The sequence below is a fragment of the Streptomyces sp. NPDC057099 genome, from assembly GCF_042671245.1.
In the GTDB taxonomy this organism is placed as follows: Bacteria; Actinomycetota; Actinomycetes; order Streptomycetales; family Streptomycetaceae; genus Streptomyces; species Streptomyces purpurascens.
In genome coordinates this window covers 22,420-38,558 of sequence record NZ_JBHUTX010000045.1, presented here as the reverse complement: position 1 = coordinate 38,558, position 16,139 = coordinate 22,420, and the positions used below count along the sequence as shown (strand labels likewise).

The 16,139-nt window shown below is 69.8% G+C and carries 15 protein-coding genes; 9 read left to right on the top strand and 6 right to left on the bottom strand.

The features are described from left to right. Positions 1-17 precede the first annotated feature (17 nt). Together ACFT4A_RS34540 and ACFT4A_RS34535 are read left to right on the top strand one after the other, a co-directional pair. Positions 18-740 (top strand): hypothetical protein, encoded by a 723-nt coding sequence (locus ACFT4A_RS34540; protein WP_382838329.1) that lies wholly within the window; start codon positions 18-20, stop codon positions 738-740. Positions 741-909: 169 nt separating this feature from the next. Continuing rightward, positions 910-1,119 (top strand): DUF6207 family protein, encoded by a 210-nt coding sequence (locus ACFT4A_RS34535; RefSeq protein WP_382838326.1) that lies wholly within the window; start codon positions 910-912, stop codon positions 1,117-1,119. A 56-nt stretch (positions 1,120-1,175) separates the two neighbouring features. Here the strand turns inward: ACFT4A_RS34535 and ACFT4A_RS34530 are convergent, their stop codons facing one another. The 6 genes from ACFT4A_RS34530 to ACFT4A_RS34505 all read right to left on the bottom strand — a co-directional run bounded on the left by ACFT4A_RS34530 (position 1,176) and on the right by ACFT4A_RS34505 (position 9,201). Beyond that, positions 1,176-1,832, bottom strand: coding sequence for an HNH endonuclease family protein (locus tag ACFT4A_RS34530; RefSeq protein WP_382838323.1), 657 nt, complete (start codon positions 1,830-1,832; stop codon positions 1,176-1,178). A 192-nt stretch (positions 1,833-2,024) separates the two neighbouring features. Further along, positions 2,025-3,515, bottom strand: coding sequence for an NUDIX domain-containing protein (locus tag ACFT4A_RS34525; RefSeq protein WP_382838320.1), 1,491 nt, complete (start codon positions 3,513-3,515; stop codon positions 2,025-2,027). Between the two features lie 55 nt (positions 3,516-3,570). Then, complete coding sequence (locus tag ACFT4A_RS34520; RefSeq protein WP_382838317.1) at positions 3,571-4,713, bottom strand: NUDIX domain-containing protein; 1,143 nt, start codon at positions 4,711-4,713, stop codon at positions 3,571-3,573. Positions 4,714-4,774: 61 nt separating this feature from the next. Further along, entirely contained in the window at positions 4,775-6,715 is a 1,941-nt protein-coding gene (locus tag ACFT4A_RS34515) for an ATP-binding cassette domain-containing protein (protein WP_382838314.1), read from the bottom strand. A gap of 284 nt (positions 6,716-6,999) precedes the next feature. Then, on the bottom strand, positions 7,000-8,127 hold the full coding sequence (locus ACFT4A_RS34510; RefSeq protein ID WP_382838311.1) for a hypothetical protein: 1,128 nt from the start codon (positions 8,125-8,127) through the stop codon (positions 7,000-7,002). A gap of 195 nt (positions 8,128-8,322) precedes the next feature. After that, on the bottom strand, positions 8,323-9,201 hold the full coding sequence (locus tag ACFT4A_RS34505) for an amino acid--tRNA ligase-related protein (RefSeq protein ID WP_382838308.1): 879 nt from the start codon (positions 9,199-9,201) through the stop codon (positions 8,323-8,325). A gap of 503 nt (positions 9,202-9,704) precedes the next feature. On the opposite strand from ACFT4A_RS34505, the gene ACFT4A_RS34500 reads away from it, so the two are divergent. The 7 genes from ACFT4A_RS34500 (at position 9,705) to ACFT4A_RS34470 (ending at position 16,121) form a co-directional block, all read left to right on the top strand. After that, on the top strand, positions 9,705-10,043 hold the full coding sequence (locus tag ACFT4A_RS34500; protein ID WP_382838305.1) for a hypothetical protein: 339 nt from the start codon (positions 9,705-9,707) through the stop codon (positions 10,041-10,043). A 129-nt stretch (positions 10,044-10,172) separates the two neighbouring features. Continuing rightward, on the top strand, positions 10,173-11,216 hold the full coding sequence (locus ACFT4A_RS34495; protein ID WP_382838302.1) for a fatty acid desaturase family protein: 1,044 nt from the start codon (positions 10,173-10,175) through the stop codon (positions 11,214-11,216). A 106-nt stretch (positions 11,217-11,322) separates the two neighbouring features. Continuing rightward, positions 11,323-12,468: an inosamine-phosphate amidinotransferase 1 gene (locus ACFT4A_RS34490; protein ID WP_382838299.1), complete on the top strand. Its 1,146-nt coding sequence runs from the start codon at positions 11,323-11,325 to the stop codon at positions 12,466-12,468. Between the two features lie 71 nt (positions 12,469-12,539). Further along, positions 12,540-13,865, top strand: coding sequence for a JmjC domain-containing protein (locus ACFT4A_RS34485; protein ID WP_382838296.1), 1,326 nt, complete (start codon positions 12,540-12,542; stop codon positions 13,863-13,865). Further along, entirely contained in the window at positions 13,862-14,692 is an 831-nt protein-coding gene (locus ACFT4A_RS34480; protein WP_382838293.1) for a DUF3865 domain-containing protein, read from the top strand. The genes ACFT4A_RS34485 and ACFT4A_RS34480 overlap by 4 nt, the downstream gene beginning before the upstream one ends. After that, positions 14,692-15,120, top strand: a complete 429-nt coding sequence (locus tag ACFT4A_RS34475) for a GFA family protein (protein WP_382838290.1) — start codon at positions 14,692-14,694, stop codon at positions 15,118-15,120. Before ACFT4A_RS34480 ends, ACFT4A_RS34475 begins: the two co-directional genes overlap by 1 nt. Before the next feature lie 134 nt (positions 15,121-15,254). After that, positions 15,255-16,121, top strand: a complete 867-nt coding sequence (locus tag ACFT4A_RS34470) for a dimethylarginine dimethylaminohydrolase family protein (RefSeq protein WP_382838287.1) — start codon at positions 15,255-15,257, stop codon at positions 16,119-16,121. Positions 16,122-16,139 lie beyond the last annotated feature (18 nt).

Genomic DNA, 16,139 nt, shown 5'->3' with positions numbered 1-16,139 from the left:
CCTCGGGAGGCACGGCCATGGGCCCGCGACTCGTATTCGACACGTACGACGACATACGCGGCCGGTGCGACACCGCACCCGTCCGGCAGACCGGCAGCGAGCCCGGCTACGACCACGGCGCCATCGTCCCCGACGATGACTGGGCGCCCCTCACCGCCACGGAGGCCGCGCGGCACCAGGCCGACGACTCGACGCCGGACAGCATTCGCATCGAGTTCGTACACCGACCGCTGCCGGACCTCGACCCTGACGACCTGTCCGGCCGACTCGAAACCGCCGCTCGCCTCGACCCCCTCAACGGCCACTGGCCCAACACCCTCCTGGGGTGCGCGTCCAGCCCCGGCAACCGGACCACCACCACAGAGGACAACACCCGCCGACGCATCGGCCTGCACGTCGACAACTTCGACCGGCTGCCCTACCCCAGACGCCACCAGGGCCGCCGCCGACTCTGCCTCAACCTCGGCCCCGGCCCGCGCTACCTGCTCATCGGCGACCACGACATCCAGCAGATCTGCCGCACGCTCCACACCGACCCGGAACGGCACCACCCCCACACCGAGGACATCCGCCGATACGTCGCCGCAGGACACCCGCTGCGCTGCTTGCGCATCCGCCTCGATCCGGGTGACGGCTACATCGCCCCGACCGAACTCCTTGCTCACGACGGCTCAACCGCCGGAGTCGACCAGCCCTCCGTCGCCGCCTTCTGGCTCGGCCAGCCACCGAACGCGACATGACCGACCAGCCGCGAAACCGAGTTCAAGGACCAGGAGACCGAGCGGGGACGCGAGGGCGCCGCACCTGGCGCCATACCTGTGGCTGCGCGACGCCGGCCGGAACATACCCGGTCGGGTGAACGCGCCACGGCAGGGGAACCTCCGGGATCCGCAGCGCGTAGTGCCAGGCATGAAGCCGATCAGCGAAGCGCACGTGGCGCAGCCGGGCCTGGCCGTCGTCGACGTCGCGGCATGCGACGACCAGACCGCGCTCGCCGTCCAGGAACTGCTCGCCGGGCAGTGGGCGACCGCGCCGGCGGACAGCACGACCCGGGTACCCGGCGAACCCGGCGTACGGCTGCGCTGCTATCTGGACGTGCGCCAGGAACTCCGCTCGTAGCGTCCTCGGCTGCGGGCATGTCCCCGATGGCCGAATGCGTCGGGGACGTTGTCCTGCTACGGCGCCAGCTCGTACTGCACAGTCTGAAGCGGGCAGTCGACAGCCAGTTCACGCAGGGCTGCAAGCTCGGTTTCGTCAGCCGTCAGAGTCCAGCGGAGCTTGGTGCCCACCCACTCCGCGGCGTAGCGGCAGTGGGCGTCGGCGGCGGGCGGGAGCCACTGGGCCGGGTCCTGGTCGGCCTTGCTCCGGTTCGAGCGGGCGGTGACCGCGACCAGCGACGCTTCCTGGCCTTGGTCGTTGGCGTACCGCTCGCGGCGCTGCGCCGTCCAGGCCGAGGCCCCGCTGTCCCACGCCTCGGCGAGGGGCACCATGTGGTCGATGTCCAGACCGGAGGCCGCCTCCACAAGGACGTCGTCGTAGTAGGACCACCAGCTCCCGCCGGTCTGACGGCAGTTCGGACCGATGCCGGGCGGCTCGACTGCCTCGTGGAGCAGGACCTCAGCGCGCGTGTTGCATCCGTCGGCCGGGTCGTCACCGGCGTTCCAATGGCGGAATTTTTCGCGGCTGTAGCCGTCGCGGGATTCAGTTCCGAGCGGCAGGATGTCGACGGCTTCGGACAGGGGCAGTGTCTCCGCAGCGTGGGCGGGTGAGGAGACGGTGGCGGACAGGACCACAAGGGCGGCAGCCAGGCCGCGCAGAACAGCTTTGACCATGCAACGGTGATAACGGCCCGGCCAGGGGCGTGTTCAGCGGATTCCCGATGCGCCGCCCGTGTGAGTGGAAAGGTCATACCGGATGTACGCCGACACCAAGAGTTGTCTGTCCACGCCGGGGCGCCCCACGGCCTGCTCAGCAAGCCGTCACACACCTCGGGCCGGGAGGCCCGAGTGCCGAGGGCGCCGTGCTCACGCCCATCCCGCTTCGGAGTAGAGGCGGTCGGCGAGGATACCCTCGATGGCTACCCGGGTGTAGGGGACGAGGTCTTCGGGGAGTGCGGTCGGGTCCCAGAATTTCCACTGGGTGCACTTGTTCGGCTCGCGTAGTTCCGGCTCACCGGTCCAGGTCTGGACGCGGAAGACCACGCCCATACGGGGCTGGTCCCCGGCCTGGTCGATGTGGTGGATGACGTGGACGAGTTCGATGTCCTGCGGCTGGATCAGGAGGCCGGCCTCCTCCTGTGCCTCCCTGATGAGGCAGGTGGTCGCGCTTTCCCGCTCGCAGTGGCCGGCCAGGAGGTGCCAGGTGGAGGGTGCGAACTCGGAGTCGGGGTGGCGAAGCCCGAACAGCACCGTTCCGTCGGGCCGCTCCAGGTAGAGGTGGACGCCGATGACGTTGGGGACCGTGCCGTGTGGGGCGGCCGGGCGGCGCTCATCTTTCGGTGAGGCCCCGATGCGCGGAGAGGCACAGGACGTGCCGACCGTGTGGCTGGCGGCGTGGCGTCGTACGAGGTCGCTGGTGGTGGGTGCGATGCGCAGGCGGTGGAGGTCATCGGGGGCGAACCAGGCCAGCATCACTCCTTCCGTCAGTCGGAGTTCGCGGGGATCGCCGTTCCAGCGGCCGGCGTAGATGGCGATGGGCACGGTCGCTCCGGCGTCGTCGGTTGCTTCCTCGATGCCGAACGGGGTCAGGTCGGCGATGTGGAGGCCGGCTTCCTCGGCGAGTTCGCGCCGCACGGTGTGTTTCAGGGTGGCGTCCTGGAGCTCTCGGCCGCCGCCCAGCAGCGACCACATGCCCGGCTCCCAGATCTGGCCGGGGAAGTAGTCGCGCAGGTGGAGCAGGTACTCGCCTCGGTCGTTGTAGATCAGGGCGGAGGCGTTGGCGGTCGCCGGTTCGACGGCGGGCGTGAGCTTGATCAGCTTGTTGCGCAGGGAGGGTGAGGTCACCCGGTCCACGGGCCGCCACTCGATGCCGCCGACCTCTTCTTCCTGCAGCACCACCTCCGGTTCGGTCCCGGTGTGGAGGCGGAAGAGGAACCGCAGGTCGAAGTGGACGTGGCCGGGTTCGCCTTTGCCCGGGCGGGCGTCGATGTCGTGGATGTCGATGTCCAGTGGCACGGTCTCGTAGCCGGGCCACGGCGTGACGGCTTGGGGTGGGATCCCGGTCTCCTCGTGCAACTCCCGCAGCGCCGCTGCTGCCAGGGACTCGTCGGCGGGCTGGGTGTGTCCGCCTGGAGGGAGGACCTTGCCGCTCGCCAGGTGGAGCACATGCAGGACGCGTCCGAGCTGGTCGACGACGATGGCGCCGCAGGTGATGTGTCCGGTGAAGGTGGAGCGGCTGGCGATGTCGGTGGGCCGGTCGAGGGCGTCCAGGAGGCCGCCGAGTTGTGGTCGCTCGTCAGGTTGGCGGGCGAGGTAGGTCTCGACGGTGGTGCGGATGTGGTGGTGCGACAGCGACATGTGGACCTCGGAGGGGCGGGGAGCGGAACGAGTCGAGGTGGGGTGGTCGTTCGTGTCAGCTCAGCCGCATCCCTGCCGTGGGGACTTCTTCGATTGCGGTGGGGCGAGCGGTGGGCAGGCCCCAGCGGTCCCGAGCTGTCCCGGCGGCGAGTTGGGCTTGCCGTGCTCCTGGCGGGCCCCACCCGAGCAGGGCGGCTGCCTGGGCGGGGGTGGCGAGCAGGCGTGCGAAGGGGTGGCCGGTGGCGGGGTCGATGGCGGCCGGGCCGATGTCGCTGATCCGGGCGGCCAGGCGGAGCCGGGCGTTGGGCCCCACTCCGCCGTAGACCTCGCCGGTCTTGTCGAGTACCCAGCCCAGTCGCACCGGGTCGGTGAGGGTGAGCTGGGCTTCCTCGGAGGCTTCGCGGCGGAGGGTGTCCTCGGGCGTCGTGTCGGTCTTCTCCACCGTGCCGCCGGGCAGCATCGGCAGCGCGCCCCGGGGTCGGGGTTCGGCGACGAGGACGATCCTGCCGTCGGGGACGAAGCACCACGCCCAGGCTTGCTGCACGGGGAGCCGCTCGGGGACGGGGCCGCGGTTGAGGGGGCTGTCCCAGTGGGGGCGGTAGCGGACGTGGACGTCATGGCGGTCCAGCACCGGTGTGTCGAGGATGTGCCGGCCGTCGGCGAGGTGGGCGGTGGCGGTGTTCCCGAGGCGGGCACGGTAGGCGGCGAGCATGATCTGCCCGTCCACGGGGAGCAGACGCCGCACCGCGTCCCTGGTCTCGAGGAAGGCGAACTCGGACAGCTCCTCGCGGGGCAGGCGGATCGCCTTCGCCTGGTCGGGGGTGAGGGTTCCGCCGTCGAAGATGTAGCGGATCTCTCCGGGGCAGGGCATGCCGGGCCGGATGTCGGGGTGGTGCGGCGAGAGGGAGTGGACGGCGAGCACGCCCGCCAAGGCCGGGTCCTGTAAGCCCAGTTCTTCGGTGATCTCGCGTCGGCAGGCATCCTCGGGGTGCTCGCCGGGGTCGGCGGCGCCTCCGGGCATCAGCCACCGGTCGTCCTCGCGGTAGGTGGGGTGCACCAGCAGGACGCGGCCGATCTGGTCGGTGATGATCGCGGCGGCACTGAGCCACACCGCATGGCGGGACGCTGCGTACTGCTGCGCTGCGGACAGGGCAGCCTGCTGCGCAATGGGGTCCGAAGGGGAGACGGAAGAAGTCACGGGCGCTGCCTTTCACCGTCGGTGCCGGGGCTGTGCATGGTGCGGGGCGGCGAACCGGCCATCATTCGGCCTCGCCGCTCATACGGCGCTGCAACTCCCACAAGGACCGGAAGAGCCCGGGCTCCTGGGTGAGTTGGGTGTAGGTGCCTTCCTGCACGATCCGGCCCTCGTCCAGGACCACGATCCGGTCGGCGACGGCCACATTGGTGAGCCGGTGCGTGATCAGCAGGACGGCGCGGTCCTTGGCCAGCTCGCGCAGGCCGGAGAAGATCCGGTGCTCCGCACGGGCGTCGAGCGCGGCCGTGGGTTCATCCATCACCAGCAGTGCCGCCTGCCGGTGGAAAGCACGGGTGAGGACCAGGCGCTGCCACTGCCCGCCGGACAGCTGCTGTCCGCCGAACCACTCACTGGTCAGAAGGGTGTTCAGGCCGGAGCGGAGGCCCGGCAGCATCTCCGCGGCGCCGGACGCCTCGCACGCGGCGAGCAGGGCCGCGTCGCTGGTGTCGCCCTGCCCGAAGGTGATGTTGTCGCGCATCGTCAGCGGCAGGTAGGTGAACTTCTGCGGGACCAGCGCGACGTGCTCCCATGACCCCCACGGGTCCAGGTCCGCCGTGGAGGCGTGGTCCCAGGCCACGTCGCCTTCGGTGGGCAGGAGCAGTCCGCACAGCAGGCGGGAGAGGGTCGTCTTGCCGGAGCCGTTCTCCCCGACCAGCGCCACGATCTCGCCGCGCCGCACGTGGAGGGAGACGCCGCTCAGGCTGTCCTTGGGGGCGCCGTCGTAGCGGTAGGTGACGTCGCGGACCTCGAAGCGCTCCGGTACCGCGGGCAGGGCCGTGGTACCGCGGGAGTCGGTCATGGCCTGGCCGTGGGCGTTGTCGAGGAAGTTCTGCCAGTCCTGCACGTACCAGCCGGTGCGCACCAGGCGGGCCCCGCCGTTGATGATGCCGCGCACCGAGCCGGTGGCCGTCTGGAGGGCGAAGACCGCGCCGCCCCCGGCCGCCAGGCTCATCCGCCCGGAGGCCAGGAGCCACAGCAGGGCCGCCCACACGGCGGTCGAGGCGATCCCGCCGGCGACAGCACCGGCCAGTCCCATCCAGGCGCCCGTGTTCGCGGCCTTGCGCTCGGCCGCGTTGACCGAGGCGGCCAGCTTCCGGTACCGGCCGATCAGGAAGGGACCGGCCAAGCAGGCGCGCATCTCCTCGCTGGACTCCTGGTAGGCCATGTGCCAGCGCAGCTTGCCCAGCATCCGGCGCCGCCCGGAGGTCTCCAGACCGGCGAGGTAGATCACGCGTGCGGAACGGACGTAGGCGGCGGCCTGCGGCAGGCACGCGAGGAAGAGAAGAGGAAGGAGCATCGGGTGCAGGACGGTCAGGACGGCTGCTCCGGCGGCGAGCGTCGCGGTCGCCGCGAGCACGTCCTGTGCCTCTTCGACGAGGTCGGGAGTGACCTGGGCGCCGCGGTCGGCGATGTCGTAGGCGTCGTTGTAGCCGGGCTTGTTGTTGGCGGCCAGTTCCGCGCCGAGCGCCGCCTCGATCATCGTCACCTCCGCTGCCCGGCCGAGCACCGGTCGCAGACGCCCGGTCAGCCAGACGACCGTGATCCCCAGCAGCGCGCGCAGGCCGGCGGCGGCGGCGATGACGGCCAGCTGCGGAGCGGCGTCCCACAGCCGCTCGGTGATGTCGCCCGAGGAGACCAGCGCGGTGATCGTGCCCGTGACGGCCAAGAGGCCCAAGGCCGCGAGGACGCCCGTCCCGATCTGGCACACCAGCAGTCCGATGGTAGCGCCGCGGTCCACCCGCCAGGCCATCCGCACCGAGCGCCGCACGAGCGAGGGCAGGCGCCGAGCCATGGTGCGGGACGTCAGCAGGGATCCGGCCTGGAGCCGTGACGCGTCGCGGTAGAGATACTCCTCCTCTCGAACACCGGCCTCCTGCGGGTCGTCATCCTGCGACGTGCCCTTCGGTGGTGGTGGCGGCTGGTCCTGCGTGATGGCCGAGGTCATCGTTCCCCCTGGGACGGTCGCTGCGGCAGAGTCGTCAGGTTTAATGACCCGGCGCCGTTATCGAACACACGTCATTCGGTCGTGCTGGGAAGCCCGCAACTTCCTGCGCGAGCGCCCCCTTCGGACCTGGGATACCTGGTCCGGCCTGGAGCGGCCCCGGGCCTCCGATGGCCGAAACGCCGACAACATTGGGCGGCGAGGGCGATGCGGCGGTTCCTCTGGGCTGGCTCCCCGTCTGGTCGAGATCGGGCTCGGTCTCCAGCAGCCTTTGCTCAGAAGCGGTGTCAGGCGTCGAGGATCGTGAAGCCAACGGAGGGGAAGCGGCGGCCGTTGACTTGAAGGGCGAGGGAGTAGGAGCCTGCGGATACCTTCCACCGGGCGGTCGAGCGCAGTGGGTGCACCTTGGCGAGCCGCAGTTCCTGACCCGGCTTGGCTGTGGCGCGGCGTAGGAAGGAGACCTTCTCCCGCGGCTGGCCGGTTTGCCCCGTGATGCTGATCACGATCATCACGTGGACCGGCGTGGTGGTGGGGGCGGTGAGAGTGGCGGAGAAGTCCAGAGTGTCCCCGTCGCGGAGTTCGGTGCGCTCCAGAGTGAGCGGGGTAAGCGTGATGGGTGCGTCGTGGGCGTAGCCGAGGATGGCGTAGGCCGGGGGCCAGCCCTCCTTGAGCCGGTTGCGCAGGGCGCCCCGAGCGATGACGGTGAAGTGCTTATCTGGGAGGCGGCCCGACTGCTTCCAACGCTGAAGGATCTCGAGAACGAGTCCGGGCTTTTCTGCGGCGATATCGCTGAGGTGGTTGGCGACCGAGGTGCGGACGAAGGGGTGGGTGTCGTCGTAGAGCTGTTCGAGGACGGGCAGTGCTGCGTCGGTGGGAAGCGTGAGCCGCGGGGCCCAGGGCAGCAGGGGCCGGGTGGCCTCGCTGGCCAGTCGGCGTACCCGGAAGTCCCCGTGGCGGGCCCACACGTCTACAGCCTTCATCGTCTCGTCGGGGAAGTCGGTGAGAAAGTGCCGCGCCGGCAGCTCGGCGGAGAAGTAGCCGGTCATGCGTGCCAGAGCGGCCAGAGCCTGGTCCAAGTGCTTGGCGGTGCGCACGTAGCGGGAGACGTAGTCGGAGTGGGGGGCGTAGGTGTACAGCCCGAAGTCGTTTGGAACGCCGGCTGCCTCGGGAGTCGGCGGGAGGGAGCGCAGCAGGATGTCGAGCGCACCGGGGCCAGTGACCGGAAGGTGGGTGTGCAGGCCGTCACTGGTGCGGGCGATCCGGGCGCTCAGCTCCAGCCGGGGGAGGTCAGCCATCACCGACTGTACGAAGCCGTCGGCATCGAATTCGGTGCAGACCGCCTGGACTTCGCGGCCGATGCGGCTGATGCGCTCGGCGTTGAGAGCGGTCTCTTTCAGGGGAACCTTCACGGTCATGGGCAAACCCTAGGGCCGACTACGGGGGGGGAGCCTTCGTGTTCTTGCCGCAGGTCATCCGGCGGCGTGAACGCGAGACTCTCGGCTCGGACGGCGGCGCGGTACAGCAGCCGGCGATGGCGGGGAGCCGGTGTCGCCGAGCGAGCGTGGTGGCAAGGGCATTGCGGCTCCATTCCGGACGGTGGTCCTCGGCGCTCAGTACTGGGGCGACTGCTGGAAGAAGGCGATGTTCTTGATACCTGAGGCGGCCATGCACAGCCGCTCGATGCCGATGCCGAGCCCGACGCTGCTGGCCGGTAAGCGTCCGGCGTCGATCGCCTTCCACGCCAGGGCCTGCTCGTCGTCGTACAGGTCCACCGCCTGGGCGCGCTCGACGAACGCGTCACGGTCGGGCTCGTCCTCGTATCCGTTGACCACCTCGATGCCGTCGAGCAGCAGCTCGAAGCGGCTGAGGACAGCGGCTGTGCCGGGTGTGAGGCGGGCGCACGGCTCGTCTCCGCCGACCGGGTACTCGGTCAGGAACAGTGCGGTGCCGGTGCTCTGGACCTCCAGCTCGCGCTCGATGAACTTCCCGAGCACCGTCTTGAACGGCACGTCGGCACCCATGTTCAAGTGGGCGGCCATCTGTGCGGGCAGGTCGCCGAGAGGTTCGCGGAGCAGATCGATGCCGAACTGGTCGCGGATGTGACCAGCGACGGAGAGCCGTTGGGGCGTGTGGGGGATGTGCGGGCCGATCAGTTTCTCGGCGAGGTCGATGAGGAACTCGAAGTTCTCGTTGGCGGCGTATAGGTCGAGCATCTGGAACTCGGGCGCGTGGAGCTTGTCCGGCTTCTCGGGCCGGAAGCACGGGCCGATCTCGAAGACCCGCCGGTGGTACTCCAAGTTCACACGCAGGGCCGGGCCGATCATCGCCCGCAGGTGTCGCTTGCCGTCAAGGTCCACTAGGACACGGCGTCCCGTGCCGAGGTCGGCTCTCCGCAGCGTCGGGGTGACCACCTCGACAAACGTCTCCGAGCGGAGCGTGTCCCGCAGGCTGAACAGCAGGTCGGACTTCATGGCGACGGGGTTGAGCACGCGTACTCCTCAAGGTCGATGCTTCCGGCGGCAGATGGAGGGCAGCCGCAGCACCACTGCGTTCTCGGGCGTGGTTCCTCGGCGATGCCACAAAGTAGCCGCGCCAACGCGGGCAGCAGAAGCCTGTCCATCAGCCCTGCAGCTTCCGTGGACCCGATCTGCCGCTCATTCAGGACCTGACTTCAGTATTTCCGCAGCTCAGGTGGCATGAGAGCGCAACGGTCACGCAACGGTCCCGTGCAACCGGCGCAACGCCCAGAGCCGTTGCGGCCCCTCCGGCGCCGCCATAGCGTGACTGGCCAAGCGCCCAGAGCGACCGCGCCACGAGGCTCATTCACTGATGGACAGGACGTGCTCCGGCGCGCCTTCTCCAACGGCGTGTGCCTGCGCCCAGGGCGCGCCGAGCCGATGGTTCAGCACCGTACGAGACTCGCGGCCCGGCAGCTCCACCACCCGATCACCCGGACTCGCGGATCACCCCGCGACCGAAGAGGGAGAACTCCATGACTGCTACTGCCGGAATGACCCCGGACACCGGCCTGAAGGCGGGCATGCGTCCGGACGCGCCGGAGCTGAAGCTCGGCATGCGCCCCGACGCGGTGCTGAAGCTCGGCATGCGCCCCGACGCCGCCGGCCTGAAGGCGGGCATGCGTCCGGACGCGCCGGAGCTGAAGCTCGGCATGCGCCCCGACGCGGTGCTGAAGCTCGGCATGCGCCCCGACGCCGCCGGCCTGAAGGCGGGCATGCGTCCGGACGCGCCGGAGCTGAAGCTCGGCATGCGCCCCGACGCGGGCGGGCTGAAGGTCGGCATGCGCCCCGACAGCGGCCTCATCACCGCCTGACCTGCGACTGAACCACCCTTCGCCGGCTCCGGCGTGCCCGCCAACGGCAGCTCGCCAGTCGGCTGCCCGCCTGCGGGCACGCCGGAGCCCGGCACATTCCACCCGCACCGCACCCGACTGGAGGACTTGATGGGCAGCCCCGCCGCCGGGAGGACCCGCAAAGGCACCGGAGCGTCCGGCCCTGTGCGCAAGGCCCTCGGGCAGCAGCTCATCACCGACCTGGAGAAGCTCTGCGGACGCCCCACCATCGGCCTATGGGACGTCGCCTGGGACCTCGTCGCGATCGTCGTCGCGGCGATCGCCGGCCACCTTATCGGTTACGTCGTCGGCCCTCTGCTCGCCGTCTGCTACATCGGGGTGCGCCAGCGACACCTGTCCAACCTCGGGCACGAGTGCGTGCACTCCAAGCTCATGGCCACCCGCCGCGCCAACCGGATCATCGGCTACCTTCTGACCGGCCTGCTCGGCGAGGGCTTCGAGCCATACCGCAGCAGCCACTACGTCCACCACGCCAAACTCGGCTGTGACGACGACCCGATGTTCCAGTCCTACCGCGCCGGCAAGATCCGTGCGGCGGGCCGCGCGCCCAGCCGTCGCTCCTTCGTTCTGCGGGTCATCGTGCGCAACGCCTTGTGGCGGCTGCCGAAGACCGCGGTACTGACGCTGGCTACCCGCGCACCGGGGGAGACCTGGTGGGCATTGGCCGCCAGGGCCGTGCTCTGGGTGGGGATCGCCGTCGCGCTGTGGCCCGTGGGCGGCGTGCCGTACCTCCTGCTCTACTGGATGCTCCCCCTCGTCCTGGTGCGGCCCGTCGTCACCTGGATCACCGATCTCGGCAACCATGCCGGGCTGATCGAGAACGACGACGTCCTCCTGCAGACCCGCGGCTGGACCTCTCACTGGCTCACGAGGCACCTGCTCGGAGGCCACTGGGACGACATGTTCCACCCCATCCACCACTGGTGCCCGCAGATCCCATGGCGGCGCCTGCCCGAGGCCCGCGCCCTCACCGCGCAGCGGCTCCCGCGCTTCGCAGAAGTGCCTTGGTGCTCCGGCTACTTCTTCCGCCGGCGCTCCACTCCCGAACAGCCGTGTGTGATCGAGGACATCATCACCCGGCTCGCCGCCCCCGGCGCTGCCTGCACCCCGCGTCGGCACGCCTCGGCCGCCTGACCCACTCGGACCTGCTCACCCAGCCCATACGGCACCGACCCTTCAGTGCGCACCCGCGCCACGATAGTGCGCGCGCCGTCGCCCGCCGCCGAGGAGGCGGCCCATCATGCCTCAGCCCACGCCTGCCTCGCCGCCCGCCCTGAACAGCTTCGACGAGTTCACCCGGCTCGACGAAGTCGTCCTGGGACGTGCCGAGAACTACAACGCCCACCACATCGACCCCTCGTGGCGGCTGTTCTTCTTCGACAACGTCGAGCCCGTCCTCGACCGGTGCACCAGCCCGTCGCAGGACGGACTCCTGCCGATCCCGCCGCAAGTGGTCGAGGAACTCCATGAGGACATCGCCGGCCTGGCCGACGCTCTGACCGGATGCGGGGTGAACGTCCTGCGGCCCGCGGCTCCGGGCAAGGACGTCGACATCCGCTCCCCGCACTGGGACGCCCGGGCCACCCCGCCGCTCAACGTCCGCGACCAGACCATCATCCTGGGCACCACCATCGTGGAGACCGCGCCCCACGTCCGCGCCAGGATCTTCGAGAACGACCTGCTCAAGCCGCTCTTCTACCGCTACTACCGGCCTGGGACGAACTGGTTGAGCATGCCGCGGCCCGCCCTGAGCCGCGACTCCCTGGATTCCAGCTACTTCACTCGCCAGGGGCTGGACGTCACCCGCGCCACCGACGGCGAGCGGGCCGGCAACATCGAGGGCCTCAGCCTGGAGATGGTCTTCGACGGTGCCCAGTGCATGCGCCTGGGCCGCGACGTCCTGGTCAACGTCGCCAACCACAACCACGAATTCGCCCTGCGCTGGCTGCGGGACAACCTGCCCGACCTGCGGTTCCACCGCCTGGACGCTATGGCCGACAACCACATCGACAGCGTCCTGGTCCCGCTGCGCCCCGGACTGATGCTGCTGCGCTCCCCGGACTACCTGAAGTACCTGCCCAAAGACATGCAGTCCTGGGACGTGATCTACGCCCCGGAGACCGACGACAGCAACTTTCCGGACTACGGGGACCTCGGTTTCGTCATCCCCATCGGCAGCCGGTACATGGACATCAACCTCCTGTCCATCGACGAGAACACCGTCGTCGTCAACTCCCTCTACCCGGAGCTGATCGCCGTCCTGGAGTCCCGCGGATTCACCGTCGTCCCGGTCCGCCACCGCCATCGGCGCCTGTTCGGCGGCGGCTTCCACTGCTTCACCTTGGACACCGTGCGCCGCGGCGGCCCCGAGGACTACCTCAGCTGACCCCGGCGCCGGCCACCGCGCCCCGTCTCCCCTCCATCACGACAGCTCGACTCGATGTCAGGAGATCTTTGATGGACACCGCTTATACCTGGCCGCCCGACCAGGCATTTTGGACCAACACCTTCCCCGGCCACACCACCGGACGGACCACGCCCTTCCTGTTCAAGGGCATCATCCCTGCCACCGCCGCCGACCCGGACGACGTCCTGGCCGGGTTCGGGGCCATCCGCCGGGCCTACGCCGCCGGCACCGACTTCAAGGCGCACGCGCGTGTCTACGTCGGCGAGGACCGCCGCGACGACCTCCTGCCCCAGGCACTGACCGCCCCGTCCTGGAACGGGGGCGTGGACGCCTTCGTGCCGTGGATGCAGGACCTCGCCGACGCCGAGCGGTTCTCCCTGGTCATCAACAACCTGGAAACCGTCAGCCCCGCCCTCGCCGCCGGCCTCGGCACCTTCCTGAAGAGCCTCATCGACGGGTGGGGCCTGCCGCTGGGCGGCGCCGAACTGGTGGCCTTCGCTGGCAACTACGCCGGCACCGCCTTCGGGATCCACGAGGGATACGAGGACGCCTTCCTCGTCCATCTCGGCCCCAATGCCAAGAACTTCTACTGCTGGCCCGCCGAGCAGTACGAGAAGCTCACCGGCAGCAAACAGCCCACCTACGGCGACTACCAGGCGCTGCTGGAGCAGGCCGAGCACTTCCTGCTGGAGCCGGGCGACGCGCTGTTCCTGCCCCGACGGGTCTTCCACGTCGGCACCCAGGACACGTTCTCCGTCTCGGTGGCCATGCCGCTGTATACCTACCCGTACGCGCAGCTCCTGCAGAGCCGCATCATCCCGGATGCCCTTGCCTCACTGTCCGGTGACGGGCCCGACGACCCGCTCAACGAACCCTCCGAGCTGGCGAACACGGCCGCCGGCCCCGACGCCCTCGCCCAGCATCTGGCAGCCGTCGGCCGCGAGTTGCTGCGCGCCGCCGCCGACCGCGTCCCCGCGGCAGCCCGCGAGCACGCCGAACAGCGGTGGTCCACGCTGCGCAGCAACGGCGGCTGGGAGCTGGTCGAGGGCGACCTCGCCCGGCAGGAAGCCGCGGAAGCCTTCGACCCCCATCAGGTCACGCCCGGCGCCAAGATCGCCCTGATCGCCCCCTACCGGGTGACCACCGTCCTCAGCGCCGACGGCGACTCCCAGGAGGTGCTGCTGCGCGGCTACCAGACCGGCATCACCCTCGACGGCACGGGCCTGGACCTCGACATCGTCACCCAGCTCAACGCCGGCACCACGGTCACCCTGCCCGACAACGGGCAGCTGCTCGCCGCCGTCCGCGACCTCGGCGCCACCGGCGGCATCCACCTCACCGCGCGCTCCACCACCACGGAGGACACCGCATCATGACCCCCGACAACTCCCTCGTGCAGGTGTTCCTCAAGGCCAACCCCGAGACCCGCATTGCGATCTCCCGCACCCTCCAAGGCAGCCTCACTGACGGCACCGTCCTCGTCGACAAGCACCTCAAACCCATGATCGACTCGGTGTACCGGCAGATCGCCGAGCTCGTGGCCCCCGGCAGGCTCACCGCGGACCAGGCGCGGATGTACCTGGAGGAGACGTCCGTCTTCGCCCGCTACAACGCCGCCTACCTCCGACAGGCATCCGCCTCCGTCGAGGGCTTCTGCCCGGCGCTCGCCCACGAGCTGTACCGCAACTTCCTGGAGGAGGGCGGCGAGCCCGGCAAGGTCCCCGCGCACTACGTCCTGTACTCCACCGCTCTGCTCAGCGACCTCGACCTCATGGTCACCGGGCACGTCCCCGCGCCCGAGACGCAGATGCTGCTGGTCCTGCACGAGCGGATGGTCAACTCCCACCAGCCCAGCGCGATCACCGGCGGCTACTACGCCACCGAGGGCGTGGCCATCGCCGAGACCGAACTCCTGCGGGACATCACCGACCGGTACGGCGAACTGACCATCGGAGCGAGCGGCAGCAAGCTCCCCAAGCTGGACCACTACTACCGTCTCCACCTCGACGACGACCACGCCGCGGCGCAGGTCGACGGCCTCAGCGTCGAGGCCGCCCATATCGAGGGCCTGGCCGACTTCCTTCGGAAGAGTGAAGTCTTCCATCTCGATCTTCCCCAGGCCCTCACCGGATTCCTGGAGATCCTCGAAGGGATGGCACAGTGGTGGGCCCAACTGGCCCACCGTGCAACGGAGATGGTCTGATGAACGCCACCCCTGACATCGTCGCCGCCGCTCAGGAGCGCTCCGGCGCCTGCCTGTGCGGACTGGTCCGCTTCACCGTCAGGGGGAAGGCGGTCTTCCCGCACACGTGCAGCTGCCCGCACTGCCAGAAGCTCGGCGGCGGGCCGATGATGTGGTGGGCCGGCTTCGAGCCGGAGAACGTCACCTGGACCGGTGGCGAGCTGACCTGGTTCACGACGTTCGAGGGGAAGGCAAAGCGGGCCTTCTGCGGCACCTGCGGCAGCCGCCTGGCAGCGATCGATATCGACGTCCCAGAGATCGGCATCGTCGTCACAGCCCTGGACGACACCACTGGACCCGACCTCATCCCTGTCAACCAGAGCTTCCGTGACAGTGCGGTGGCCTGGCTGGACCAGGTCCCGGACACCCAGCACAGCACCGTCGGCTGACACCGCCCTGTGCCCCGGGGTGGCCGGTAATCCTGACCTGCCGGCCACCCCGGACCATCCCCGGGACCCGCCCGCACAGCAACCGGCACCACCGCGTGCCCTTCTCTGCAGCCCCAGGCCCCGGGAGGCCCACCATGCTCACCCCGCATGCCACCAGCGAATACGGAGCCCTAAAGCGCGTGGCCATGCGCTACGCCGGCGACTTCACCCGCGACCTCGAAGGCCCTGGCGTCCACCCGGTCCTCACCCGGCAGATGACCACCAGCTCGTGGACGCAGTACGCGGCCCCCGCCGTGCGCGCACAGCAGGACAACCTGATCAGCCTCCTGCGCGGCCGCGGCACCGACGTCGTCCTCCTGGACCCCGCACCCGGGTGCTCGGCTCAGCACTATCCCCGCGACATCGCCTTCGTCATCGACGACGTGTTCTTCCTGGCCCGGCTGAACTCCGAGCACCGGCTCCCGGAAGCCGACGCCCTGGCCGGCCTCACCGCCGGGATGCCGAAGGTCGCCCCGCTCGCGGCCGGCACCATCGAAGGCGGCGACGTCATGCTCCATGACCAGGCGGTCCTGGTCGGTCTCAGCGAGGAGACGTCACAGGCCGGCGTCGACGCCCTCCAAAGCGCATTAGACGAGTACGGCATCAAGCGCGAGGTCGTCCCGGTCTACTTCGCCACCAGCGGCATCGTCCACTTGGACGACCACTTCAACATCGTCGCCCCCGGCACGGCGCTCATCCACCGCGGTGTCTTCCCGCCCGCCCAACTGCGCTGGTTCGAGGAACGCTTCGACCTGATCGACGTCAGCGACGCAGAAGCCCGAGCCGTCCAGGCCAACGTCCTGGCGATCGCGCCGGGCACCGTGATCGTCACCGCGGGCAGCGACCGCATCGCAGCCCAGCTCGCCGAGCGCGGCATCGAGGTCCTCATCGTGGACTACTCCGAGGTCACCCGGATCCCCGGCTCCCTGCGCTGCACCACCCTGCCACTCCACCGCGCCTGATCCACCACACACCTGTCG